24 protein-coding genes are annotated in these 25,379 nt (G+C 51.6%); 12 read left to right on the top strand and 12 right to left on the bottom strand.

The features are described 5' to 3' along the window. Nucleotides 1-152 precede the first annotated feature (152 nt). The gene (locus tag RCF31_RS02480; protein ID WP_299451163.1) at nt 153-467 is read left to right on the top strand and encodes a BON domain-containing protein; all 315 of its coding nucleotides are present in this window, start codon (nt 153-155) and stop codon (nt 465-467) included. Between the two features lie 42 nt (nt 468-509). Here RCF31_RS02480 and ompW read toward each other — a convergent pair whose 3' ends face one another. Further along, nucleotides 510-1,142: an outer membrane protein OmpW gene (gene ompW, locus RCF31_RS02475; protein ID WP_299451164.1), complete on the bottom strand. Its 633-nt coding sequence runs from the start codon at nt 1,140-1,142 to the stop codon at nt 510-512. Nucleotides 1,143-1,390: 248 nt separating this feature from the next. Between ompW and RCF31_RS02470 the strand changes: the two genes are divergently transcribed. The 4 genes from RCF31_RS02470 to yciA all read left to right on the top strand — a co-directional run bounded on the left by RCF31_RS02470 (nt 1,391) and on the right by yciA (nt 3,646). After that, nucleotides 1,391-1,807 (top strand): YkgJ family cysteine cluster protein, encoded by a 417-nt coding sequence (locus tag RCF31_RS02470; protein WP_299451165.1) that lies wholly within the window; start codon nt 1,391-1,393, stop codon nt 1,805-1,807. A gap of 27 nt (nt 1,808-1,834) precedes the next feature. Then, nucleotides 1,835-2,569: a YciC family protein gene (locus tag RCF31_RS02465; RefSeq protein ID WP_313688786.1), complete on the top strand. Its 735-nt coding sequence runs from the start codon at nt 1,835-1,837 to the stop codon at nt 2,567-2,569. Between the two features lie 52 nt (nt 2,570-2,621). Continuing rightward, on the top strand, nt 2,622-3,161 hold the full coding sequence (locus tag RCF31_RS02460; RefSeq protein ID WP_299451169.1) for a septation protein A: 540 nt from the start codon (nt 2,622-2,624) through the stop codon (nt 3,159-3,161). 68 nt (nt 3,162-3,229) lie between these two features. Next, nucleotides 3,230-3,646 carry an acyl-CoA thioester hydrolase YciA gene (gene yciA, locus RCF31_RS02455; RefSeq protein WP_041525794.1) on the top strand — a complete coding sequence of 139 codons (417 nt, stop codon included), beginning with the start codon at nt 3,230-3,232 and terminating at the stop codon, nt 3,644-3,646. A 39-nt stretch (nt 3,647-3,685) separates the two neighbouring features. Here the strand turns inward: yciA and tonB are convergent, their stop codons facing one another. After that, complete coding sequence (gene tonB, locus RCF31_RS02450; protein ID WP_416412392.1) at nt 3,686-4,432, bottom strand: TonB system transport protein TonB; 747 nt, start codon at nt 4,430-4,432, stop codon at nt 3,686-3,688. Nucleotides 4,433-4,637: 205 nt separating this feature from the next. Here tonB and RCF31_RS02445 point away from each other — a divergent pair, with 205 nt between their 5' ends. Together RCF31_RS02445 and RCF31_RS02440 are read left to right on the top strand one after the other, a co-directional pair. Continuing rightward, complete coding sequence (locus RCF31_RS02445) at nt 4,638-4,934, top strand: YciI family protein (protein WP_208715290.1); 297 nt, start codon at nt 4,638-4,640, stop codon at nt 4,932-4,934. Next, on the top strand, nt 4,935-5,105 hold the full coding sequence (locus tag RCF31_RS02440; RefSeq protein ID WP_310616525.1) for a hypothetical protein: 171 nt from the start codon (nt 4,935-4,937) through the stop codon (nt 5,103-5,105). It begins immediately after the preceding gene. A 15-nt stretch (nt 5,106-5,120) separates the two neighbouring features. On the opposite strand, the gene RCF31_RS02435 is transcribed toward RCF31_RS02440, so the two are convergent. After that, the gene (locus RCF31_RS02435; RefSeq protein WP_013509336.1) at nt 5,121-5,294 is read right to left on the bottom strand and encodes a YciY family protein; all 174 of its coding nucleotides are present in this window, start codon (nt 5,292-5,294) and stop codon (nt 5,121-5,123) included. 162 nt (nt 5,295-5,456) lie between these two features. Between RCF31_RS02435 and cls the strand changes: the two genes are divergently transcribed. Next, nucleotides 5,457-6,917, top strand: coding sequence for a cardiolipin synthase (gene cls, locus RCF31_RS02430; RefSeq protein WP_299451186.1), 1,461 nt, complete (start codon nt 5,457-5,459; stop codon nt 6,915-6,917). Nucleotides 6,918-6,953: 36 nt separating this feature from the next. Continuing rightward, the gene (locus RCF31_RS02425; RefSeq protein WP_013509338.1) at nt 6,954-7,283 is read left to right on the top strand and encodes an HI1450 family dsDNA-mimic protein; all 330 of its coding nucleotides are present in this window, start codon (nt 6,954-6,956) and stop codon (nt 7,281-7,283) included. Between the two features lie 38 nt (nt 7,284-7,321). On the opposite strand, the gene oppF is transcribed toward RCF31_RS02425, so the two are convergent. The 7 genes from oppF to RCF31_RS02390 form a co-directional block, all read right to left on the bottom strand. Next, entirely contained in the window at nt 7,322-8,323 is a 1,002-nt protein-coding gene (oppF, locus tag RCF31_RS02420) for a murein tripeptide/oligopeptide ABC transporter ATP binding protein OppF (RefSeq protein ID WP_416412391.1), read from the bottom strand. Beyond that, nucleotides 8,320-9,333: an ABC transporter ATP-binding protein gene (locus RCF31_RS02415; RefSeq protein ID WP_416412390.1), complete on the bottom strand. Its 1,014-nt coding sequence runs from the start codon at nt 9,331-9,333 to the stop codon at nt 8,320-8,322. The genes oppF and RCF31_RS02415 overlap by 4 nt, the downstream gene beginning before the upstream one ends. A gap of 11 nt (nt 9,334-9,344) precedes the next feature. Further along, on the bottom strand, nt 9,345-10,253 hold the full coding sequence (gene oppC / locus RCF31_RS02410; protein ID WP_084875167.1) for an oligopeptide ABC transporter permease OppC: 909 nt from the start codon (nt 10,251-10,253) through the stop codon (nt 9,345-9,347). 15 nt (nt 10,254-10,268) lie between these two features. Then, nucleotides 10,269-11,189 (bottom strand): oligopeptide ABC transporter permease OppB, encoded by a 921-nt coding sequence (gene oppB, locus RCF31_RS02405; protein ID WP_084875169.1) that lies wholly within the window; start codon nt 11,187-11,189, stop codon nt 10,269-10,271. 79 nt (nt 11,190-11,268) lie between these two features. Continuing rightward, nucleotides 11,269-12,909, bottom strand: coding sequence for an oligopeptide ABC transporter substrate-binding protein OppA (gene oppA, locus RCF31_RS02400; RefSeq protein ID WP_299451198.1), 1,641 nt, complete (start codon nt 12,907-12,909; stop codon nt 11,269-11,271). 162 nt (nt 12,910-13,071) lie between these two features. Next, nucleotides 13,072-14,706, bottom strand: coding sequence for an ABC transporter substrate-binding protein (locus RCF31_RS02395; RefSeq protein ID WP_416412389.1), 1,635 nt, complete (start codon nt 14,704-14,706; stop codon nt 13,072-13,074). 575 nt (nt 14,707-15,281) lie between these two features. Continuing rightward, on the bottom strand, nt 15,282-15,929 hold the full coding sequence (locus RCF31_RS02390) for a YchE family NAAT transporter (protein WP_084875175.1): 648 nt from the start codon (nt 15,927-15,929) through the stop codon (nt 15,282-15,284). 448 nt (nt 15,930-16,377) lie between these two features. Between RCF31_RS02390 and adhE the strand changes: the two genes are divergently transcribed. Beyond that, nucleotides 16,378-19,065 (top strand): bifunctional acetaldehyde-CoA/alcohol dehydrogenase, encoded by a 2,688-nt coding sequence (adhE, locus tag RCF31_RS02385; RefSeq protein WP_416412388.1) that lies wholly within the window; start codon nt 16,378-16,380, stop codon nt 19,063-19,065. Between the two features lie 580 nt (nt 19,066-19,645). Continuing rightward, nucleotides 19,646-22,498, top strand: coding sequence for an RHS repeat-associated core domain-containing protein (locus RCF31_RS02380; protein WP_416412387.1), 2,853 nt, complete (start codon nt 19,646-19,648; stop codon nt 22,496-22,498). Between the two features lie 331 nt (nt 22,499-22,829). Here the strand turns inward: RCF31_RS02380 and tdk are convergent, their stop codons facing one another. Continuing rightward, nucleotides 22,830-23,450: a thymidine kinase gene (gene tdk, locus RCF31_RS02375; protein WP_416412386.1), complete on the bottom strand. Its 621-nt coding sequence runs from the start codon at nt 23,448-23,450 to the stop codon at nt 22,830-22,832. A gap of 416 nt (nt 23,451-23,866) precedes the next feature. On the opposite strand from tdk, the gene hns reads away from it, so the two are divergent. Further along, entirely contained in the window at nt 23,867-24,274 is a 408-nt protein-coding gene (gene hns, locus RCF31_RS02370) for a histone-like nucleoid-structuring protein H-NS (RefSeq protein WP_084875182.1), read from the top strand. Nucleotides 24,275-24,371: 97 nt separating this feature from the next. Here the strand turns inward: hns and RCF31_RS02365 are convergent, their stop codons facing one another. After that, nucleotides 24,372-25,379: an NAD-dependent epimerase gene (locus RCF31_RS02365; protein WP_416412385.1), complete on the bottom strand. Its 1,008-nt coding sequence runs from the start codon at nt 25,377-25,379 to the stop codon at nt 24,372-24,374.

The following is a 25,379-nucleotide window of genomic DNA, read 5'->3' as shown; positions in this document are numbered from 1 at the left end:
CGCTGCGGGTAAGGTGGTTTTCCTTTCTCCCGTCATTATGATCATTTCGCGTTTTTTCGCTGTGCTGATTTGACCATTTCCCGTTGCCACACCACACTTTAAGCGCACCGTCACATCGCGGTGAAACATCATGTATGACAGGGAGATAACCGATGAAACTGTTCAAAATCGTTGCGGGATTGCTGATGGCTGCGGTGATGGCGCTGACGCTCAGCGCTTGTGCACCTACATCGACACAGGAAGGGACCGGTGGTTATATCGATGACACCGTGATCACGACGAAAGTGAAAACTGAATTGCTGAAGGATGACTCGCTGAAATCAACCGAGATCAATGTAGAAACCTTCAAAGGTCGGGTGCAGTTAAGTGGTTTTGTCAGTTCACCCCAGATGGCGAACCGTGCGGTGGCCGTTACGCGCAGCGTCGCAGGTGTGAAATCCGTGGTTAATAATATGCAAATCAAATAAGCAATCGGGCGGCCAACAGGTCGCCCGAGTTTTTTGTCCCGATCAGAAACGGTAACCAACACCAAAGAAGAAAACAAAGGGATTAATATTGGTATGGATATTCTGCTGTTCACCAGCCGCTTTAAATTTCACATTGGTATCAATATCCATGTACCACAGTGATGCGTTCAGCATCCAGTCCCGGTTGATTTGATAATCAACACCAACCTGTCCCGCCACCCCCCATGAATTTTTCATTTTGAGATCGCTCAGCCCGGCATCTTGCCCGGTTTGGTTGAAACTTTTATCAAAGAACATCGTGTAGTTAATACCCGCACCCACATAAGGCCGGAATTTACTGTTACTGTCTAAGAAATAGTATTGCGCCATCAGCGTTGGCGGTAGCTGATGGACGGTGGCAATATTACCGGTCGCATTCAGGCCGACTTTGTGTCTGAAAGGCGTAGCCGCCAGCAATTCAATACCAATGTTATCGGTTGCCATGTAGGTGAAGGTCAGACCCATCTGGGTGTCATTGCTGACGTTAAATCCCCCCAATCCCAACACATTTTGCGAGCTTTCTGTGGGACGTACCGTTGCGGTACCCACACGCATAAAGAAATCACCTGCTTCGTGAGCCAGTGCCAGTTGTGGAATTGCCAGTGCCACCAGCAGCGCGCATTTTGCCAGTTTCATATTCACTCCTTTGCCCATTTGTTATTGATGTAGTGACGAAGTTTGTGGCAAGAGATCTATCGCGTTTCTTGACAAATTGCATCTGAATCATTTCAGATAAATCACTTATAAAACAATGAATTGATTCAGATCAATTTTGGCGTTACAGCAGGAAATAAAAATCTGCTTGCGAAAATTTCGCGCCGTGATTACTTTGCTGAACTCTGCCGTTGATTTTGGTTCGATGCTTAGGAGAAGCGGGCGATCAAATGAGCGATTCATCCAACCCTTGTATGACCTGTGGCGCCTGCTGCGCCCATTTCCGTGTGTCTTTCTATTGGGCCGAAGCTGACGATGCTGGCGGTGCGGTACCGGTGGAATTAACTGAGCCTTTAAGTCTGCTGATGCGCAATATGCGCGGCACTAACGCGCGTACGCCGCGCTGTGTGGCGTTGCAGGGCGAAATTGGTGGTTGTGTCTCATGTGGCATCTATCAACAGCGCCCGTCACCCTGTCGTGAGTTTGCGATGTCAGGCGAGCACGGTGTACTGAACGAAGCCTGCGATCGGGCCAGGGCGCGCTATGGTTTGCCCGCACTTTTTTGCCCATCTTTACCAGACATGACAGAAAGTTATCCTAATGCGGGTGCCAGCATGCCCGCAGAACATGTACAATCGCCGGGTTAATTAACCCGGTTCCTTCAAGGAGTGTACATGTCTATCACGGCAAGCTCGTTATACCGTGACACAGGAAATTTTCTGCGCCATCAGCTGATTACCGTTGTGCTGATGGCGTTGCTTACCTCGTTTATTACCGTGATTATCGGCCATGCCCTGACCCCCGGTGCCGACCAGTTGTCACTGCTGAGTCAGAGTGATGACAGCGCATCCTCGCTGTTTGAGCTGGTACAGAATATGTCGCCGGATCAACAACGCATTTTGCTGCGCGCTTCCGCTGCCGGTACCTTTGCGGCGCTGGTGGGCAACACCCTGCTGCTGGGCGGCATGCTATGCCTGATCCCGATGGTATCGGCGGGTCAACGTGTCAGCGCCCTGCGTGCTATTGGTGCTTCCGCACCATTGCTGCCAAAATTGCTGCTGCAAACCTTTTTAATCACTTTACTGGTTCAGCTTGGCTTTATGGTGCTGATGGTGCCTGGCGTTCTTTTGGCGATCCTGTTCTCGCTGGCACCGGTGATGCTGGTCAGTGAAAAGATGGGGGTGATGCGCGCCATGCGCGCCAGCATGCGTATGGCCTGGAAAAACGTCAAACTGATCGCCCCGGCCATCATTGTCTGGTTGCTGGCTAAAATCGCGCTGATGTTCTTCTTTTCTTCGCTGACGGTGCTGCCCGCCAATGTGGCTTCTGTGGTACTGAACGCACTGGGGAACCTGGTTTCCGCCATTCTGATTATCTATTTGTACCGGCTCTATATGCTGTTACGTTAAGGATTATGGCGCTCATCGAGCGCCTTAATTGCCGCCCCTGACTGGATATCCTATGAAGCAGTTACTCGATTTTCTTCCACTGGTCGTGTTCTTCATTTTCTACAAGCTCTACGACATTTTTGTCGCATCCGGCGCACTGGTGGTTGCCACCGGCATTGCGCTGATCGTCAGCTGGGTGCTGTACCGCAAGCTGGAGAAAATGACCATCTTCACTTTCGTGCTGGTGGCAGTGTTCGGCACTCTGACGTTGGTGTTCCATAACGATGAATTCATCAAGTGGAAAGTGACGGTGATCTATTCCCTGTTTGCGCTGGCATTGCTGTATAGCCAATGGTTTATGAAACAACCGCTGATTCAGAGCATGCTGGGGAAAGAGTTGCAGTTACCGGATGGTGTCTGGCGACGTCTGAATGTGGCCTGGGCCATTTTCTTCCTCGCCTGCGGTCTGGCAAATATTTATGTTGCATTTTGGTTATCACAAGAATTTTGGGTTAACTTTAAGGTGTTTGGTCTGACCGGTCTTACCCTGCTGTTTACCCTGTTAAGTGGCGTGTATATCTGGCGACACATGCCGCAACAAGAAGAAAAATAATGAATGATGCCCGGCAATTGCCGGGTTTTTTGGCGCCTGCCGCCATCACCTGCATAAGAACTGAAGCAATGGACGAAAAACACAAATTGCCGCAAGGCGAAATGGTGCTGCGCACGCTGGCAATGCCAGCTGATACCAACGCCAATGGTGATATCTTTGGCGGCTGGCTGATGTCGCAGATGGATATGGGCGGTGCGATTCTGGCGAAAGAGATTGCCGAAGGTCGCGTGGCAACCGTGCGCGTGGATGGTATGAGTTTCCTCAAACCCGTTGCGGTGGGTGATGTGGTGAGCTGCTATTGCCGCTGTATCCGTACTGGCAACAGCTCCATGACCATCAATGTCGAAGTGTGGATCAAAAAAGTGTCTTCAGAGCCGATTGGCCAGACCTACTGTGCCACCGAGGCGGTATTTATCTATGTCGCCATCGACAACACAGGTAAGTCACGCCCGTTGCCACCGGGTAAAGCCAACCTCAGCGATTAACCGCGATAAAAAAAGCGGTCCTCTGACCGCTTTCTCATCTTATTCGATATTCGCGCCACCGTTGATACGGAACACAATATTCATCGTCAGGTTAGTGCCTGGACGTCCCGGCTGATAGCGCCATTTTTTCATCGCTTGCTTCACTTCGCGTTCGAACATGTTGCGTGGTTCAGCCGAGAGAATCTGAATATTATCAACGCGACCATCACTATCAACATCAAACTGCACCCGCACCCGACCTTCCACACGCAGCGCAAACGCGCGTGCCGGATAAGCGGGCTTGCTGACGTTCATCGCTTTCGGACCGTCTGAAACTGATGGCGTTGAGGTCGGATTGGTTTTCGGTGCCGTTGTCGGCCGTGTCTGCGTGGTCGGCGCGTCGGTTTTTACCGGAGCCTGCGGCTTCGTTTCCTCACGCGGTTTTACCTCACGTTTCGGTTCGTGCTTTTTCTCTACCTTCGGCTTAGGTTTCGGCTTCGGCTCAGGTTTTGGAATCGGAATCGGGACCGGCTCAGCTTTAGGGGGTTCCGGGGCAACGTCAGGAACCGGCTCCGGTGTAGGTTCGGGTTCCGGCGGTGGCGGTGGCGTCTGCACTGTCGGCGCAGGTTCTGGCTGTACTTCCGGTGCCACCATGCTTACGCTAATCGGTTGTGATGCTTTAGGAACCTCAATGACCTGATGAAACGATGCATAGAGAATGCCAGCAATTACTGTGCCGTGAAGTACCACGGACAACAGCAGAGAAACGGGGGTACGTTTTGGGAAAGGCGTAGTCAGCGTCGTCATAACAGTCATGTTCATTGAGTGAAGCGCAGATTTTAAATGCAAATAGCAATCAGTTTCAATAAGCAGTGTTAAGTGCGTACCAGTAAATGCCTTTTTTAGCCCCATTTGCGCAGAATGGCGCGGGAAATATCTTTCGTTTGCACTCTGTTTACCGATCACTTAACGTGTTTCGCAAATCTGACCAGTATAACGGGAGTTCCCAATCGTGCTTTATGTCATTTATGCGGAAGACAATGCTGATTCACTGGAAAAACGTACTTCTGTACGCCCTGCCCACCTGGCGCGTCTGCAACTATTGCAGGATGAAGGTCGTCTGATTGTGGCAGGTCCGATGCCTGCGGTTGATAGCAATGATCCCGGTGCCGCCGGTTTTACCGGTTCAACCGTGATTGCCGAGTTCCCATCGCTGGAAGCGGCACAATCCTGGGCCAATGATGACCCCTATATTGCAGCCGGGGTGTATAAGCAGGTTGCGGTCAAGCCATTCAAACGTGTTTTCTAGATGTGGCGCGCACTTGCTCTGTTGATCATTGTCTTCGCATTGCTTGGCAGAGCACTCTGGATATGGCGTCGGCAGGGCTTTCGCAGCGCCCGTCAGCACATCGTGATGTTGATTGTGCTGGCCGCCGCGCTACAGATGGTAAACCTGACCTTAGTGTTACGCGGCGTTTAACGCCGCGCTTTCCCATCAGGTATTTTGGGTGATGAACAGGATAGAGCGACGGTGTTGCTGCGCAACCTGGTGACGAATGGCGTGAATACGTTTATAGCGCCGGGATTGCCCTTCCAGCCAGCGCGCACGACGGCGCTGCACCTGACGTAACATTCTCCAGCGAGCCACTTCATTTCTGCTTCGTCTCATCACATCCTCTCTGACTGGCTAATCACCGGCACGCATTATAGTGATCTGCCATAAAATGCCAATTCGAATCGCTTATCGATAACCCGTTATGATTAAAGGTTTCGCTACCGTTCATCAGCACGTAAACTTTGCTCATCAAAGCGCGAACGGGACGTCCACTTAATGACCACATTTTATACTCTGATCAGTTGGTTGCTACTGTTTGGCTACTGGTTACTCATTGCGGGTGTGACACTGCGAATTCTGATGAAACGCCGTGCTGTGACCTCTGCCATGGCCTGGTTGCTCATCATCTATATTCTGCCGCTGGTGGGTATTATTGCGTATTTGTCATTTGGTGAACTGCATCTGGGCAAACGCCGTGCGGAGCGTGCGCGCACCATGTGGCCGTCAACGGCCAAATGGCTCAACGACCTGAAACAATGCCGCCATATCTTCGCCACTGAACACAGCGACGTAGCGCTATCGTTGTTTCAGCTGTGCCACCATCGTCAGGGTATTGCCGGAGTAAAAGGCAACCAGCTCCAGTTGCTGACCAACTCCGATGATGTCATGCATGCCTTAATCCGCGATATTCAGCTGGCTCGCCACAATATCGAGATGGTGTTCTATATCTGGCAACCCGGCGGGCTGGCAGACGAAGTGGCTGAATCGCTGATGGCGGCATCACGGCGTGGTGTGCACTGCCGCCTGATGCTCGACTCCGCCGGCAGCGTGGCCTTTTTCCGCAGTCCGTGGCCCGGCATGATGCGTAATGCGGGTATCGATGTGGTAGAGGCGTTACAGGTCAGCCTGCTGCGTGTGTTCCTGCGCCGTATGGATTTGCGCCAGCATCGCAAGGTGGTGCTGATTGATAACTACATTGCCTACACCGGCAGCATGAATCTGGTTGATCCACGCTTCTTCAAGCAGGACGCAGGTGTGGGTCAATGGATTGATATGATGGCCCGTATGGAAGGCCCGGTAGCCACCACCATGGGCATTGTCTACTCATGCGACTGGGAGATTGAAACCGGCAAGCGCATCCTGCCACCCGCCCCAGATGCCAATATCATGCCGTTCGAACAGGAGAGTGGTCACACCATTCAGGTGATTGCTTCCGGTCCCGGCTTCCCGGAGGACATGATCCATCAGGCGTTGTTAACAGCAGTCTATTCCGCACGTCACCAGTTGATTATGACGACCCCCTACTTCGTGCCCAGCGATGATTTGCTGCATGCCATTTGTACTGCGGCGCTGCGTGGGGTGGAAGTCAGCATTATTGTGCCACGTCATAACGATTCTCTGCTGGTGGGCTGGGCCAGCCGCGCCTTCTTCACCGAGCTGCTGGAAGCCGGGGTGAAAATTTATCAGTTCGAGGATGGGCTGTTACATACCAAGAGCGTGCTGGTCGATGGTCAGCTCAGCCTGGTGGGCACCGTGAATCTGGATATGCGCAGCCTGTGGCTCAATTTTGAGATTACCCTGGTGGTGGATGATGCCGGGTTTGGCAGCGATCTTGCTTGTGTCCAGGATGACTATATCGCCCGCTCACGCCTGCTGGATGGCACCCGCTGGGCAAAACGTGCCTGGTGGCAGCGCATCGTCGAACGACTGTTTTACTTCTTCAGTCCTTTACTGTAAAACGAGCGGAAATATTTACCGCCGCAGGGCACGCAAATGACCATGGATTTAAATAATCGCCTGACTGAAGATGAAACGCTGGAGCAGGCTTACGATATTTTTCTGGAACTGGCAGGTGACAACCTCGATCCGGCCGATATCATTCTGTTCAATCTGCAGTTTGAGGAACGTGGTGGCGCTGAGCTGTTCGATCCTTCGGAAGACTGGCAGGAACATGTCGATTTTGACCTGAATCCTGACTTTTTCTCTGAAGTGGTGATTGGACTCGGTGAAGCGGACGGTGAGCCGATTACTGATGTCTTTGCGCGCATTCTGCTGTGTCGCGAGAAAGACCACAAACTGTGCCATATTCTCTGGCGCGAATAGGGTCACAAAAGAACGCCGGGCAATCGCCCGGCGTTTTTTTACATCGGGTCCACCTTGAGGCAGGACACCGCATGGCGGAAGCTGCCTTCGAGTAATGGTCGTGTTTTCGCGCACTCTGGCCCGGCAATCGGGCAGCGGGTACGGAAGACGCAACCTGATGGTGGATTGATCGGCGACGGCAGTTCTCCTTCCAGTAACTGGATCTGTTTATTCTTTTCCAGATCCGGATCGGGAATCGGCACCGCCGACATCAGCGCACGGGTGTAAGGATGCTGCGGGTTGTTGTACACCGCATCATACGTCCCCAGTTCCACCGCATGGCCCAGGTACATCACCAGCACACGGTCGGAGATGTGCTTCACCACGGCCAGATCGTGAGCAATGAAGATCAGCGATAACCCCATCTCACGTTGCAGCTGCTGCAACAGGTTCACCACCTGCGCCTGAATTGACACATCAAGTGCCGATACTGGCTCATCACAAATGATCAGTTTCGGTTCCAGAATCAACGCGCGGGCGATACCAATACGCTGGCACTGACCACCGGAGAACTCGTGAGGATAACGGTTGATAAGGTTTGGCAGCAGGCCAACCTTCATCATCATGTTTTTAACCTTATCCTTCACTTCCTGACGTGACATCTTGGGATGATAGGTACGCAGCGGTTCCGCGATAATATCGCCGATGGTCATACGCGGATTGAGCGACGCTAACGGGTCCTGGAAGATCATCTGGATATCACTGCGCGCTTTGCGCCACTCTTCCTGGCTCTGTCCCAGCAGATCCCGCCCCAGCCAGGCAACACGCCCTTCTGTGGCCTTTACCAGCCCGATGATGGCACGCGCCAGCGTCGATTTACCACAGCCGGACTCCCCCACCACGCCGAGGGTCTCCCCTTCATATAAGCGCAGGCTGACGCCATCGACCGCTTTCAGGGTTTTGGCTGGCTGCCAGAACCACTGCTTGCCATCTTTGATATCGAAATGCACCTTCAGATCGGCGATTTCCAGTAACACTTTCTTTTCCGCTACGGTGTTCATACTAATTCCTCCACCGGCTTAAAGCAGGCACGCAGGCGTCCGTCACCAAAAGGCTCCAGCGCCGGGGCTGTGGCACAGATATCCATCGCATGCGGGCAGCGAGGCTGGAATGGACAACCCTGCGGCAGACGCAACAGGTTAGGTGGATTGCCTGGAATGGTCATCAACGACTCGCCTTCAGCATCCAGACGCGGCACCGCGCTCAGCAAACCAATGGAGTACGGGTGCGCCGGTTGATAGAACACATCGCGCGCCCGGCCATATTCCATGGTACGTCCGGCATACATCACCAGTACCTTGTCACAGATCCCCGCTACCACGCCCAGATCGTGGGTAATCATGATGATCGCGGTGTTGAACTCGCGTTTGAGTTCGTTCAGCAACGTCATAATCTGCGCCTGCACTGTCACGTCCAGCGCGGTGGTTGGCTCATCGGCGATCAGTAATTTAGGACGGCATAGCAATGCCATAGCAATCATCACGCGCTGACGCATCCCGCCGGAGAACTCGTGCGGGAACATTTTCATGCGTTTGCGCGCTTCCGGCATTTTCACCGCATCCAGCATACGCACCGACTCTTCAAACGCCTGCGCATTGCTCATCCCTTTATGCAGCTTCAGTACTTCCATCAGCTGTTCACCGACGCGCATATACGGGTTCAGCGAAGTCATCGGATCCTGGAAAATCATCGCGATCTGCTCGGCGCGCAGCTTGTTAAGTTGATTTTCCGGCAGGTTGAGAATCTCCTGACCGCTAAACTTTGCCGACCCGCCAATACGACCGTTTTTTGCCAGCAGCCCCATCAGGGCAAAGGCTGTCTGCGATTTACCCGAGCCGGACTCCCCTACGATCCCGAGGGTTTCACCGGCACGCAGGGAAAAGTTGAGGTCGTTGACGGCGGTGACGTCACCATCGTGCGTGCCAAAGGTCACGCGCAGATCTTTAACGTCTAACAACAGGTTGCTTCCCGCACGGGCCGCCATTGCTGGCTGAAATTCATGAATGGTCATCGGGAAACTCCTCAACGATCTTTCGGGTCGAGGGCATCACGCAGGCCATCGCCGATAAAGTTAAAACAGAACAGCGTGACCACCAGGAATCCTGCCGGAAACAGCAGCAACCAGGGTGAAACTTCCATGGAGTTGGCACCATCGCTGAGCAGCGCGCCCCAGCTACTCAGCGGCTCCTGGGTACCCAGTCCGAGGAAACTCAGGAAGGATTCAAACAGGATCATGCTGGGTACCAGCAGCGAGGCATACACCACGACCACACCCAACACGTTAGGCACGATATGGCGCAGCACGATATTGGTGGTGGATACCCCACCGACCTGGGCCGCTTCAATAAACTCTTTGCGTTTCAGGCCCAGCGTCTGGCCACGTACGATACGCGCCATATCCAGCCACGACACCATGCCGATGGCGACAAAAATCAGCAGGATGTTCCGGCCAAAGAAGGTCACCAGCAGAATGACGAAGAACATAAACGGGAAGGAGTTGAGGATTTCCAGGATACGCATCATCACCGAATCGGTTTTACCGCCGAGATAACCGGCAGCCGAGCCATACAGGGTACCCACCAGCACGGCAATCAACGCCGAGGCAATCCCCACCATCAGTGAGATACGGCCACCGATGGCCACGCGCACCAGCAGATCGCGACCTGAGGAGTCCGTGCCGAACCAGTGCCCGGAGGTGGTGTCCGGCGGCGCGGACATCATGCCCCAGTCGGTGTCGTCATAGCGGAACTGCGACAGCATCGGGGCGAACACCACGAACAGCGCGATCAGCACCAGCACCAGCAAACTCAGCAGCGCAGCACGGTTATGGATAAAGCGACGGCGCGCATCCTGCCACAGGCTGCGGCCCTCAACTTCCAGCTTTTCACTGAAGGCATCCAGAGCTTCGCTGTTTTTCTTACTTAACATCATGGGCGAACTCCAGCATCAGTAACGAATCTTCGGATCGATCACGGCATACAGCACGTCAACGACCGCGTTAAACACAATGGTCAGTACACCGACCAGGATAGTCAGGCTCATTACCAGCGAGTAGTCGCGGTTAAGCGCGCCATTCACGAACAGCTGACCAATGCCCGGCAGGCCATAGATTGACTCAATAACCATTGAACCGGTGATGATGCCGACGAATGCCGGACCCATGTAGGAGATGACCGGCAACAGCGCCGGTTTCAGCGCATGACGCAGCACGATACGACGCAGCGGCAGCCCTTTGGCCCGCGCGGTACGGATAAAGTTGGAGTGCATCACTTCAATCATCGAACCACGCGTAATACGCGCGATGCTGGCGATATACGCCAGAGACAGCGCCACCATCGGCAGCAGCATGTATTGCACTTGCCCGCCATTCCAGCCACCACCAGGCAGCCAGCGCAGGGTGATGGCGAACACCAGGACCAGCAAGGGTGCGACCACAAAACTCGGTATCACCACGCCGGTCATGGCTACCCCCATCACCGCATAATCCCACAAACTGTTCTGTTTCAGGGCGGCTATTACGCCCGCGGTTATCCCCAACACCATCGCCAGCACAAAGGCCGCCAGACCAAGTTTGGCTGACACCGGGAACGCATGTCCTACCAGATAGTTAACGCTATAGTCCTTGTACTTAAAGGAGGGGCCGAAATCGCCATGCGCCAGCTGAATCAGGTAATCAACATATTGTTTGCCGATGGGATCGTTGAGATGGTATTTGGCTTCGATATTCGCCATCACTTCGGGCGATAAGGTGCGTTCGCCGGTAAACGGGCTACCGGGTGCCAGTCGCATCATGAAGAAGGAGATGGTAATCAAAACGAAGAGCGTCGGAATCGCTTCCAGAATCCGTCGCAGGATGAATTTTAACATTGCCGTACCTACCAGGCTGTTGCTTCACAAAGTAATTGGCGGTGCCGCAGCACCGCCACTGTCGATAGCCTGTGTGCTATTAGTGTTTAATTATATAAAAGTTCTTATCAAGGGTTTTATCCAGCGGATCTTTGCCGGTGTAACCGCCGACATAAGGTTTCACCAGACGTGCGTTCACGTAGTAGTAAACCGGCACGATGGTGCTGTCTTTATCGAGGATCTGTTCTGCTTTTTGATAATCAGCGGCACGACCTTTGGCGTCAGGTGCTTTGATGGCATCTTTGATCACCTGATCATACTCAGCGCTCTTATAGTGCGAGGTGTTACTGCTGCTGTCCGATAGCATGATGTTCAGGAACGACGTCGGTTCGTTGTAGTCCGCACACCAGGCCGCACGTGAAACGTCAAAGTTGCCCTGATGACGGGTATCCAGGAAGGTTTTCCACTCCTGGTTTTCCAGCTTGATGTTCACGCCAATGTTTTTCTTCCAGATCGATGCAGCGGCGATGGCCAGCTTTTTATGCAGGTCGGAAGTGTTGTAAAGCAGGTTGAAGGTCAACGGTTTATCCGCGGTATAACCGGCTTCAGCCAACAATTTCTTCGCTTCAGCGTTACGTTTTTCCTGTGACCATTTGAACCAGTCCGGCGGCAGAATTTCCATGCCATCGGTGGCCGGTGGGGTGAAGCTGTAGGCAGGCATCTGGCCCTGTGCCAGCACTTTGTTCACCATGATGTCGCGATCCAGACCCAGTTTCAGCGCTGCACGTACGCGCGGATCGGTGAATGGTGCTTTCTGGTTGTTGATTTCGTAGTAGTAAGTACACAGGTACGGGTCAACATGCAGCTCTTTGCCGTTATCACGCTGCAGCTTCTTGAACAGCTCAATCGGCATGTTGTTATAGGTCATGTCGCTGCCGTTCTCAGAGAAGTAACGGTTAACATCGCTCACTTCAGAGCTGATCGGCAGGAAGGTGACTTTGTTCAGCACGGTGTGGGCGTTATCCCAATATTCCGGGTTACGCACCAGCGTAATACGCTCGTTGATCACATGATCCTGCAGTTTAAAGGCACCGTTACCGACCCAGTTTTGCGGCTGAGTCCACTGCTCACCAAATTTCTCAATCGCCGGTTTGTAAACCGGTGACATCACGGAGTTAATCAGCAGTTTGTCGAAATACGGCACTGGCTCACTCAGGGTGACTTCCAGCGTGTGATCGTCCAGCGCTTTCACGCCCAGATCGGTAATGGGTTTTTTACCAGCGATGATGTCATCGACGTTAGCAATATGACCATACTGCGGATAGCTGGCATACGGGGACGCCGTTTTCGGGTCAACCAGACGCTCCCAGCTATATACGAAATCCTGTGCCGTTACCGGCGCACCATTCGACCATTTGGCATTTTTACGCAGATGGAAAGTCCAGACTTTGTAGTCTTTGTTTTCCCAGCTTTCCGCCACGCCCGGCACCGGTTTGCCGTCGCTGTCGCTCACCAGCAGACCTTCATACAGGTCACGCGCCACGTTATCTTCTGGCACGCCTTCGATTTTATGCGGATCCAGTGACTGTACTTCGTCACCATTGCCGCGCACCAGCTCCTGCTTTGCTGCCAATTGAACGCCTGCTGGCACTGTCGCTGCCAGCGCGGCATTCCCTGCCAGCGCGCCAATCGCCGCAACTACACCTAAGGCGATCAGGCTTTTCTTCGTGATGTTGTTCATTATTACGCTCCAGTTTTATTATCGTCACCGGGTCGGTCTGAGCCGCCCGGCGTACCCCGTATCCGGGAATCTCCGCCCTGTCTGGTCAGAGATTGCAATCCCCCTTGCAAGGGTTGCCACGGTAACGTGCCGCCCGACTGTAGCGCCGGATCAGCCCGTTACTCAATGTTTCTTTATGTAATAGTATTTCAGATTAATCAGATCCTGCGGATCCTGCCCGGTAAAACCGCCCACCCAGGGCTTCACCAGTCGTACGCTGACGCGGTAATACACCGGGATAATCGCTGAATCTTTATCCTGCTGATGTTCTGCCTGTTGATAGAGCGCGGCGCGTGTCGCTTCGTCCGGTGCCGTCAGCGTTTGCGCCATCAGCCGATCGAATGCCGGGCTGCTGTAGAAAGCGGTATTGATGGAAGCGCCGCTCAGCAGAATATTCAGGAAGGTGGACGGTTCGTTGTAGTCTGCACACCAGGTGGCGCGCACCACATCGTATTGCGCCTGATGGCGTGTCTCCAGCAGCGTTTTCCATTCCTGATTTTCCAGGGTCACCACTGCGCCGAGGTTTTTCTGCCACATTGAGGCAGCGGCAATGGCCTGCTTTTTGTTTTGCTCGGAGGTGTTGTACAGCAGCGAGAAGCGCAGCGGATGCTGGTCGTTAAAACCGGCATCAGCCAGCAGTTTTTTCGCGCTGGCATTGCGTTCTGCCTGGGTTTGATTGAACCAGGCGGGTGGGGAAAGCTTCACGCCGTCAGTAAAGGGTGGGGTCAGGCTGTAGGCCGGGATTTGTCCCTGTCCCATCACTTTTTGCGCGATGATGTCACGGTCCAGTGTCAGCTTCAGCGCAGTACGCACCCGGGCATCATCAAAAGGCGCTTTTTTGTTGTTGATTTCATAATAGAAGGTGCACAGCAGCGGGCTGACTTTGACCTGGTCGCCAAGGTCCTGACGCAATTTATGGTACATATCAGGCGGTACCACGCTGTTGGTCATATCCGTGCCACCACTGCGATAACGGTTAATATCGCTGTTTTCCGACGATAGCGGCAGATAGACGCCCTCTTCAATCACGGTATGGGCATTGTCCCAGTAAAGCGGATTGCGCTTCACCACGATTTTTTCATTCACAACCCACTGGCTGAGAGTGTAAGGACCATTGCTGACGTAATGTTCAGGCTGCGTCCACTGCTCGCCCCACTTCTCCACCGCTGGAGGATGAACCGGCTTCATTGCGGTATTTGCCACCATGGAGAGGAAATAAGGAACGGGTTCTGTCAGTGTTACCTGAAAATGACGAGCGTCCAGTGCTTTGACACCCAGCTCAGCAGGTTTGGCTTTACCCGCCATGATCGCATCAACATTGGCAACATGCGCCGCCTGCAAATAACTGGCGTACGGAGAGGCCGTTCTCGGATCGGCAAGGCGTTGCCAGCTGTAAACAAAATCAGCTGCCGTGACAGGCTCACCATTACTCCAGCGGGCATTTTCTCGCAGGGTAAAAGTCCAGACGCGCCCCTGATCGTTTTGCCAGCTTTCAGCCACACCGGGGACAATTTTCCCGTTGTTGTCGGTGTTAACCAGACCATCGAGCAGGCTTTGAATCACATTGGATTCCGGTACGCCCTCAATTTTCTGCGGATCAAGGGACGCCACTTCGCTGCCGTTATTAATCACAATACGCTGTGTGGCGGATAATTGTGTCCCTGCCGGGATATCAGCCGCCTGACTCTGGCTCAAAATACCCCACAGGCAGAGGGCAAGAGGTGAAAACGCCGGGGCCTTCGCTACCATCCATTTCATCAAAAGAAATCAACCTTCAACATAAACCTGATAGCGAGTAAGCAAGAACCGTACACATTTTTGACTATCAGATAAAAAAATTGCGATGTTCCGAAAATTATCAGAACAAATGCCCATGCGCCAAAGCTAAACCACAGAAATGTTATCTAATTCTCTTTTATCACGTCTTATTGCTAAGGAAAAGTGTTAATTCTTAACCAAAATTATCACTTAATTTATTGATTTATATCTATTTTATAATGAATTTGCTGTCATTATGTGCAGAGTTAAATGCAGAATGGATAAAATGTGTTTTATGTCACTGAATAGTATAATCATGGGATATATGAATAGGAAAAACCCCGGTGTAGCGAGATTTATTTATATATTACCCTGATAATCAGAACATGATGCTGTGATAATTATCACAGTAAAATACAGAGAATAGCTAAACGCGGATTAATACAGTAGCAAAATTGATAACCCACCAGTGATGTTAAGCATGATGAATATCAGCACCAATATGGTGCGGAATTACCCTTTATCGCACCATATTGGATCATGAAAAGATGACGTGTAGAAAATTAAGGCGATTTTTAACTTAATAAACCAGGGAAAATGGCTTTTAGTCCGGTGACCACAAACTCAATACCCAACGCCATCAGCAGTAAGCCCATAATACGCGTAATCACGTTAATTCCCGTCTGCCCTAGCACTCGGACCATCAGCGGAGCTGCGCGGAACAGCAACCAGCAGCAGAAAGCAAAAATGGCAATCGCCAGGGTGAAACCCAGCAGGTTTTGCCAGTTATGGTAGCGCGTACTCCAGACTATGGTGGAACTGATCGCACCGGGGCCAGCCATCAGCGGTAATGCCAGCGGCACGACGCCAATGCTTTCACGGATCGCGGTTTCTGATTTTTCCTGTTTGTTCTGCTTATCTTCCCCCAGCTTACCGCTGATCATCGACATGGCGATGGTCACCACCAGGATGCCACCGGCAATACGGAACGAATCAATGGAGATACCGAACAGGTGCAGAATCGCGTCGCCAAGGAACAACGAGGTCCACAATATAATGGCCACAGCCAGATTTGCCGTCAGGTTGGTTTTATTGCGTTCTACCGCCCCCTGATAGCTGGTCATGCTGATAAAGACCGGAATGATGCCGACTGGGTTCACCAGGGCGAACAAACCGACAAAAAACTTAATATAGCCGGATAGATCAAGTAGCACGGGGGTCACAGTCAGCTCCACAATGGGTCACAGTAAAAATCGCGCATAATGTAGTGCAAATCACTGGCTAAAAACCAGCGCTTTCAGCAGAAATCTATGCTGCCTCCGAGGCAAAAAACCAGTGCATTTATCTGCCGTTAACGTTGGGTTACTGCTTTGCTACTGTTCGGTCCTTATTGTGTGGCAGGCTGCGATTACTTTAATTGCAAAAGTGGGTGCTGAATGGTGTCAGCTTAGGACAAAATTGATCTGCGTCATAATTCTTATACCTCATCAGGGGTAACCTTACCCCATCGAAACACTATCCTGAGGCACCAGCATCCAGAACAGTAAACCTTTTTAGTAAGCAACCGCGAGTTCACTCGCCTTCCTGACCAAACAGCGTTCTATAGCGCGACTATACTTCTGGATCCAGGCTTGTTTACTAAAAAAGTTTAACTTCCTTCAGGAGAGCACCATGGCCGTAACTAATGTCGCCGAACTTAATGCACTGGTAGAACGTGTTAAAAAGGCACAGCGCGAATACGCCAATTTTAGTCAGGAACAAGTTGATACCATCTTCCGCGCCGCCGCCCTCGCCGCCGCTGATGCACGAATCCCGCTCGCTAAGATGGCCGTTGCCGAATCCGGCATGGGCATCGTCGAAGATAAAGTGATCAAAAACCACTTTGCTTCCGAATATATCTACAACGCTTATAAAGATGAAAAAACCTGTGGTGTGCTCGACACGGATGACACCTTTGGCACTATCACTATTGCCGAACCTATTGGCCTGATTTGCGGTATCGTACCGACCACTAACCCGACTTCTACTGCAATTTTTAAAGCTCTGATCAGTCTGAAAACCCGTAACGGCATTATCTTCTCACCACATCCGCGAGCCAAAGATGCGACCAACAAAGCCGCTGATATCGTACTGCAGGCTGCCATCGCCGCGGGTGCACCAAAAGATATTATCGGCTGGATTGATGCCCCGTCAGTGGAACTGTCAAATCAGTTAATGCATCACCCGGATATCAACCTGATCCTGGCGACGGGTGGCCCGGGCATGGTGAAAGCCGCCTACAGCTCCGGTAAACCAGCGATTGGTGTGGGTGCCGGTAATACCCCAGTAGTGGTGGATGAAACGGCCGATATCAAACGCGCTGTGGCTTCAATTCTGATGTCAAAAACCTTCGATAACGGCGTGATTTGTGCTTCTGAGCAGTCCGTTATTGTCGTTGACTCCGTCTATGACGCGGTACGTGAACGTTTCGCCACCCACGGCGGTTATATGCTGCAGGGCAAAGAGCTGAAAGCCGTGCAGGATATCATCCTGAAAAATGGCGCACTCAACGCTGCGATTGTCGGTCAGCCAGCGCCGAAAATTGCTGAAATGGCCGGTATTACCGTCCCGGCAAACACCAAGATTTTGATTGGCGAAGTGAAGCTGGTTGATGAGTCAGAACCTTTTGCTCATGAGAAATTATCGCCGACACTGGCGATGTATCGTGCCAAAGATTTCCAGGACGCGGTTGATAAAGCAGAAAAACTGGTGGCAATGGGCGGTATCGGTCACACCTCCTGCCTCTACACCGATCAGGATAACCAGAATGAACGCGTGCACTACTTCGGCGACAAGATGAAAACCGCACGTATTCTGATTAACACCCCGGCTTCACAGGGTGGTATCGGTGACCTGTATAACTTCAAACTGGCTCCGTCACTGACACTGGGTTGTGGTTCATGGGGCGGCAACTCCATTTCTGAAAACGTGGGACCGAAACATCTTATCAACAAGAAAACCGTGGCCAAGCGAGCTGAAAATATGTTGTGGCATAAACTTCCGAAGTCTATCTACTTCCGTCGTGGTTCTCTGCCAATTGCGCTTGAAGAAGTGGCGACTGACGGGGCCAAACGTGCTTTCATCGTCACCGACCGTTTCCTGTTCAACAATGGCTATGCTGACCAGGTCACCCGCGTGCTGAAATCACACGGTATCGAGACTGAAGTATTCTTCGAAGTAGAAGCTGACCCGACGCTGAGCATCGTGCGTAAAGGCGCAGAGCAGATGAACAGCTTTAAACCCGACGTCATTATCGCTCTCGGTGGTGGTTCACCGATGGATGCCGCCAAAATCATGTGGGTGATGTACGAACATCCGGAAACCCATTTTGAAGAACTGGCGCTGCGCTTTATGGATATCCGTAAACGTATCTACAAATTCCCGAAAATGGGTGTGAAAGCGCGCATGATAGCTATCACCACCACTTCCGGTACCGGTTCTGAAGTGACACCGTTCGCCGTCGTCACCGATGACGCGACGGGTCAGAAATATCCGCTGGCTGACTATGCACTGACCCCGGATATGGCGATTGTCGATGCTAACCTGGTGATGGATATGCCGCGTTCACTCTGCGCATTTGGCGGTCTGGATGCGGTGACCCACTCACTGGAAGCCTACGTTTCCGTGCTTGCCAATGAATATTCCGATGGTCAGGCTTTGCAGGCATTGAAATTGCTGAAAGAAAACCTGCCAGCCAGTTATAAAGAAGGGGCGAAAAATCCGGTAGCGCGTGAGCGTGTGCACAATGCCGCCACCATCGCAGGTATCGCGTTTGCTAACGCCTTCCTCGGGGTATGTCACTCCATGGCACATAAATTGGGTTCAGAATTCCATATTCCCCATGGACTGGCGAACGCCCTGCTGATTTGTAACGTCATTCGCTACAACGCCAATGACAACCCGACTAAGCAGACCGCTTTCAGTCAGTATGACCGCCCGCAGGCACGTCGCCGTTATGCCGAAGTGGCTGACCATCTGGGCCTGAGTGCTGAGGGTGACCGTACTGCGCAGAAAATTGAAAAACTGCTGGCATGGCTGGAAGAGATGAAAACCCAGTTGGGCATCCCGACTTCAATTCGTGAAGCAGGAGTGCAGGAAGCTGACTTCCTCGCCAAAGTGGATAAGCTGGCTGATGATGCCTTCGATGATCAGTGTACCGGTGCTAACCCGCGCTATCCGCTGATTGCTGAACTGAAACAAATCATGCTGGATACCTTCTACGGTCGCGAATTTGTCGAAACCACCGCTGAAGTGACAGAAGCAGTTGATCTGCAGCCGGTAAAGTCAGTAAAGACTGAGAAGAAAACTAAAAAGGCGTAAGCCCTGATAACAAAAAAACCCGCTTCGGCGCTGAGTTAGCCCCACAGAATCAGAAACATATGGCGGTAGGTTTTGGCGAGGTGGTTAAGAACAGCATCCAGCGTCGTTGCTTTGAAATTAGCGGAGAGTGTCACAGGACATTCTCCGCTAACGTGAGATAAAAAAAGCCCTGGGCAGCTTTTTGTCCAGATAACATGATCGGCATAATAAGTATCTTCAGCTCTCCCCCGACTCCCCAGAAAGTCAGGTTCTCAGCCAGCAACGCTCACCTTCTGAGTCTGTGTTCATCTTTCTTATCGAACCCTTTCTTTATATTGTCCTTTAACCCAACCGATAAAATCTTACCCCAGCGACTTAATATGCCGGGCCTCGAAGATATGGCTGATACCTCGATTATTAGATTCAGGGATAAATGTTGATGTGCTTATAGACTCTTCTTAAGCTCAAACGGGAGGGCAGGCTTATCTACAGGCATGAATTAACTCCAACAATATTACGTGACTCCAGTTAGCAGGCAAATGGTAACTGCGCAACAGGCCGGTTGCTATCCAGGTTTTACTGATACCCACAGGAGAAAATTATGAACACATCCCTGTTCAGCCATACCCCGACGGTTAAGGTCCACAGTAACCGCGGCCTGGACGTCCGCCATATCACGTACTACCGTCATCCGGACACGCCGGACGCCACCAATGAGCGCGTCATCCGCCATCAGTACAATGCGTGTGGTTTTCTGACGCAGAGTGCCGACCCGCGCCTGCACGACGCCGGTCTGGTGAACTTTACCTGGCTGACAGATCTGGCAGGCATTGTACTGCGCACGCAGAGCGTCGATACCGGTACTACCGTGGCCCTGAATGATGCAGCCGATCGGCCGGTCATTGTGGTCAGCGACATCAGTACCTCCGATACAGGGACAGAGGACAAACGGCAGGCGGTGACGCGCACCAGACAGTATGAAGATGCAGAGCTACCCGGTCGTCCACTGAGCGTGACGGAGCAGGTAGCCGGTGGAGCGGTACATATTACCGAGCGTTTCGTTTATGCCGGTAACACGGAACAGGAGAAAGCCCGGAATCTCGCCGGTCATTGGGTCAGCTACTACGACACGGCAGGTCTGACGCAGATGGATAGTCTCTCCCTCACCGACGTACCGCTTTCTGTCACCCGGCACCTGCTGAAGAATGCGGATACGCCGGATACCCGGGCTGACTGGCAGGGGAAGGATACATCAGTATGGAACACACAGCTTGATGATGAGCCCTATATCACCCTGAGCACCTTAAACGCCACCGGTGCGGTGCTGACCACCACCGATGCAAAAGGCAACGTGCAACATGTGGCATATGATGTGGCAGGTCTGCTCTCAGGTAGCTGGCTGACGCTGAAAAACGGGACCGGGCAGGTTATCGTGAAGTCCCTGACGTATTCCGCCGCCGGACAGAAACTGCGCGAAGAACACGGTAACGGTGTGGTCACGACATACATCTACGAACCTGAGACACAGCGTCTGGCCGGGATTAAAACGGAACGCCCGTCCGGTCACCCTGCGGGTACGAAGGTGCTGCAGGACCTGCGCTACGAATACGACCCGGTGGGCAACCTGCTCATTATTGGCAGCGACGCTGAAGAGAGCCGCTTTTATCGCAACCAGAAAGTGGTTCCTGAAAATACGTACACTTACGACAGCCTCTACCAGCTGGTTAGCGCCACCGGGCGCGAGATGGCTAATGCCGGTCAGCAAGACAGCCACCTTCCCTCCACCATCGTTCCCGTTCCAGCAGACAGCGCCGCCTGGACAAATTACACCCGAACGTACACCTATGACTGTGGCGGAAACCTGACGCAGATGCGCCACAGCGCGCCCGCCACCAACAACAGGTATACCACCCGCATTACCGTGAGTGACCGCAGCAACCGGGGGGTGCTGAGTTCGCTGACCACCCGTCCTTCAGAAGTGGATGCATTGTTCACGGTGGGGGGGCAGCAGACGCAGCTGCAGCCGGGACAACCGCTCAGCTGGACGCCCTGCAACGAACTGTTGCAGGTGGTTCTGGTCGCGCGTGACGGCGGAACAGATGACCGGGAAAGCTACCGCTATGACGCGAACAGGCGGCGTATTCTGAAAGTCAGCACGCAGAAAACCGGTAACAGCACGCAGACACAGCGGGTGGTATACCTGCCGGGGCTGGAGCTTCGTACCACAAAAAGTGGTGATACGGAAAGTGAGAGCCTGCATGTTATCTGCGTGGGTGAGGCTGGCCGGGCGCAGGTAAGAGTTCTGGAGTGGGAGAGCGGAAAACCGGCCGATATAACCAATGACATGGTGCGTTACAGTTACGATAATCTGACCGGCAGCAGCGGATTTGAACTGGATAGCAATGGCAACGTAATCAGCACAGAGGAATATTATCCGTACGGGGGCACCGCGGTATGGGCCGCGCGCTGCGCGGTGGAGGCGAGCTACAAAACCATCCGTTACTCAGGCAAAGAGCGGGATGCAACGGGGCTATACTACTATGGTTTTCGCTATTACCAGCCGTGGGCGGGGCGTTGGCTGAGTACGGACCCGGCGGGTACGGTGGACGGACTGAACCTGTACCGTATGGTCAGGAATAATCCCGTTACCCTCATCGATAATGACGGTCTGGTTCCTCTCAAACCTGAAGGATTCAAATGGGTAACGAGTATTCAGGAAGGGAAAGCATACCCCTTTGCTGGTATGTCTCTCTTGTCCATTCAGGATAATTTACCGGATCGTGTCGAATTTCTAAAGAATGCGAAGATAGCAAGCGTGATTTCTTTAGAGAATGAGGAGTTTGCACGAACAAAAAAAACGGTAACAAAAGGCGGATTAGTCTCTGTAGAATTTTTTATTAAAGACTGGCATGCACCTTCTGCAGATCATCTTTACTATTACAATACTATGGTAGATGCCCTCAGCGTGGGCGATAGAAGAGTAGTAACGCATTGCTGGGGCGGTTTCGGTCGAACAGGTGTATTTTTAGCGTCCCGTCTTATTTATAAAGGCATTGTGACCAATGCCCAGGATGCATTAAAGATGGTTCGGGAAAATTATAATAAGCATGCTGTAGAGATGAAAGCGCAGTATAACGCTCTGGCGCGGTTTGCTGACAAGCAGGGTCTTGCACCATCAATGCACGTCGATAAACTCCCTCAAGCGTTAAATCATTGGGACGCATCACATGGCGAAGACGGAATGGCATTTGATCCAGGGCATGCAGGGGATAAAAGAAAGAAAATATATAAGGATAAAAAAGGAAAAATCATTAATCACCAGATCATGCTTAGCAGCACCGGTCCGGTCCTTGAAATCCCAAAATCAGTGATCCACAAACCGGTGAATCTTGCTGCAAAAGCAAAAACAGGACAGCAAGTGATGAAAAAAAACATAATTATCGATAATAAATAGACTCCTTAACGGGTTATGACCACCCGGACTCCGTACTGAAATGGGTGCCACTCCCCTTAACTATCAACTAGTTATAGTCAAAGAGGAGTGCACAACTAATTCGTCTACTCGCGAATATCCCAGGCGGCTAACAATATACGAAATCGCTACTAAAACGAGGAAAAGCGAACAATGTTCAGTGGCTCATATTACCGATGTCAGAAGCACAGAAGTGAATCCACAGGTATATCTTATTGAACTAATTGCATCATCAATCAGGCCATGAGACTCTGTACCTGACACTTTCCCCGGTAATTCCTTACACTACGATGCGTTTTTATATCAGCTATTTTTACAGATCAGGCTGATTCGAGCCATAAATGGCTTTTAATGAACCTTCATCAATTGCCTGTTTATAATGCTTACGGCAAACGGATATATAACGTTCATTACCGCCGATCACCACCTGCTCACCTTCACTAAAGGGTTTTCCGTTAGCATCCAGACGTAAAACCATGCTGGCTTTACGTCCGCAATGGCAGATAGTTTTCAGTTCCACTAACTTATCCGCCCATGCCAGTAAGTATTGGCTGCCGACAAACAACTCACCGCGAAAGTCGGTGCGCAGTCCATAACACAACACCGGAATATCCATATTGTCGACCACATCAGACAACGCTTTTACCTGTTCGCGGGTCAGAAACTGACTTTCGTCCACCAGCACGCAATGTACCGGTTGTCGGGTATGTTCAGCCGCTATTGCTGCATCCAGTTGGGTTTGCGCATTATATAAAAACGCCGGTGAAGAGAGACCAATACGCGAACTAACCTTACCGGCACCGAAGCGATCATCAATTTCGGCGGTATACACCAGGGTACGCATGCCTCGTTCCTGGTAATTATAGGAGGATTGTAGCAAGGCCGTTGATTTGCCCGCATTCATCGCCGAGTAATAAAAATAGAGTTGCGCCATTGGAAAATCTCATCAGAACCTGAATCAGTTGCGTGCAAGTCTACCATAAAGACAGCATGGCTGTAGCGATGGCTTAATTTTTATCATTTGCTCAAATTACCTACGCCAGACCACTTCGTTTATTGGCCAGGAGGTACCAATACAGCACGAAATGACAAAGTGCCAATGTTTGTTTTTTATTCACACTTATTCTCCTGCCAGCGTAGTTACCTTGCAACCGCTGGTTATAAACCACAAAATTTAAGGGTTAAGGAATACAAAAGAGAGAGTTAAATAGTGTCTGGAGGTCGCTAAAAAAGTCTCATCAGTTTTAATTTACGTTTTACTTTATAATTTTACTATTGCAGTTATTTTTACCCACCACTATTATGAGCGGGCAGAACAACTCCCATTAAATATATTTTGAGATTAGGACAATGAGCGAAGCACTTAAAATTCTTAATAATATCCGTACATTGCGCGCGCAGGCTCGGGAATGCTCTCTTGAAACACTGGAAGAGATGCTGGAAAAACTTGAGGTTGTGGTGAATGAACGTCGTGAAGAAGAGTCGCATGCAGAGGCAGAAAATGCTGAGCGTAACCGCAAGCTGGAACAATATCGTGAAATGCTGATTGCTGACGGTATCGATCCCAACGAGTTACTGAATGCGTTATCTGAAACCAAAACTGCAGCTAAAACCAAGCGTGCAGCTCGCCCGGCTAAATATCAATACGTTGATGAAAATGGTGAAAACCGTACCTGGACAGGTCAGGGTCGTACACCAGCCGTGATTAAAAAAGCCATTGAAGAACAAGGCAAACAACTGGACGATTTTCTGCTGTAAATCCCCCAGTGCTTCGAAATGATTGTGACTACACACCCGTTTGGTGAATTCACCAGGTAAGAAAAAGGAAGCCGCTGGCTTCCTTTTTTATGCATCATTATTGCTGGTAAAACTCACGGTACCAGTTAACAAATTGCTGCACGCCCTCTTGCACGCTGGTCTGCGGGCGGAAATTGATCGCTTTCTTCAGGGCTTCAGTATCTGCGCTGGTTTCCAGCACATCACCGGGCTGCAGCGGCATCATGTTTTTCTTCGCTTCCATGCCCAGTGCACTTTCCAGCGCTTCGATATACGCCATCAATGTCACCGGCTGACTGTTGCCGATATTGTAGACATGATACGGCGCAGAGCTGGTGGCTGCCGACCCGGTTTCTACGGTCCATTGATCGTCTGGCTGCGGAATCACATCCTGTAAACGCACAATCGCCTCAGCAATATCATCAATGTAGGTGAAATCACGCATCATCTGCCCATTGTTGTACACATCAATAGGTTCCCCTGCCAGCATCGCGCGGGTGAACTTGAACAGCGCCATATCGGGCCGTCCCCACGGACCGTACACGGTGAAAAAACGTAAACCGGTGGTGGGCAATTGATAGAGATGCGAATACGTATGGGCCATTAACTCATTGGCTTTTTTGGTCGCGGCGTACAGCGAAACCGGATGATCAACCGAGTCGTCGGTTGAAAAAGGCATTTTACGGTTCAGACCATAGACTGAACTGGAGGAAGCATAAAGAAGATGGCCGACCTTATGATGGCGGCAACCTTCAAGAATATTGAGATGGCCGATGAGATTGGATTCGGCGTAGATATGCGGATTCTGGATAGAATAACGCACCCCGGCTTGTGCCCCTAAATGAATGACACGATCAAAGCCATGATGTTCAAACAAAGAAGAAATGGCCTGGCGATCTGCCAGGTCCATTTTACTGAAACTGAATGCGGGATGAGAGGCTATCCGATCAAGGCGGGCTTGCTTCAGGGTGACATCATAATAATCATTCAGGTTGTCGATGCCGACAACCTGGTGACCGGCAGCCAGCAGACGCTGACAAACATGAAATCCAATAAAACCTGCCGCGCCGGTAACCAGAAACTTCAT

Origin of the sequence: Pantoea sp. App145, assembly GCF_047947045.1 — a bacterium.
Classification (GTDB): Bacteria; Pseudomonadota; Gammaproteobacteria; order Enterobacterales; family Enterobacteriaceae; genus Pantoea.
The sequence above is the reverse complement of the archived record's forward strand: the minus strand, read 5'-3'. Positions and strand labels throughout refer to the sequence as shown.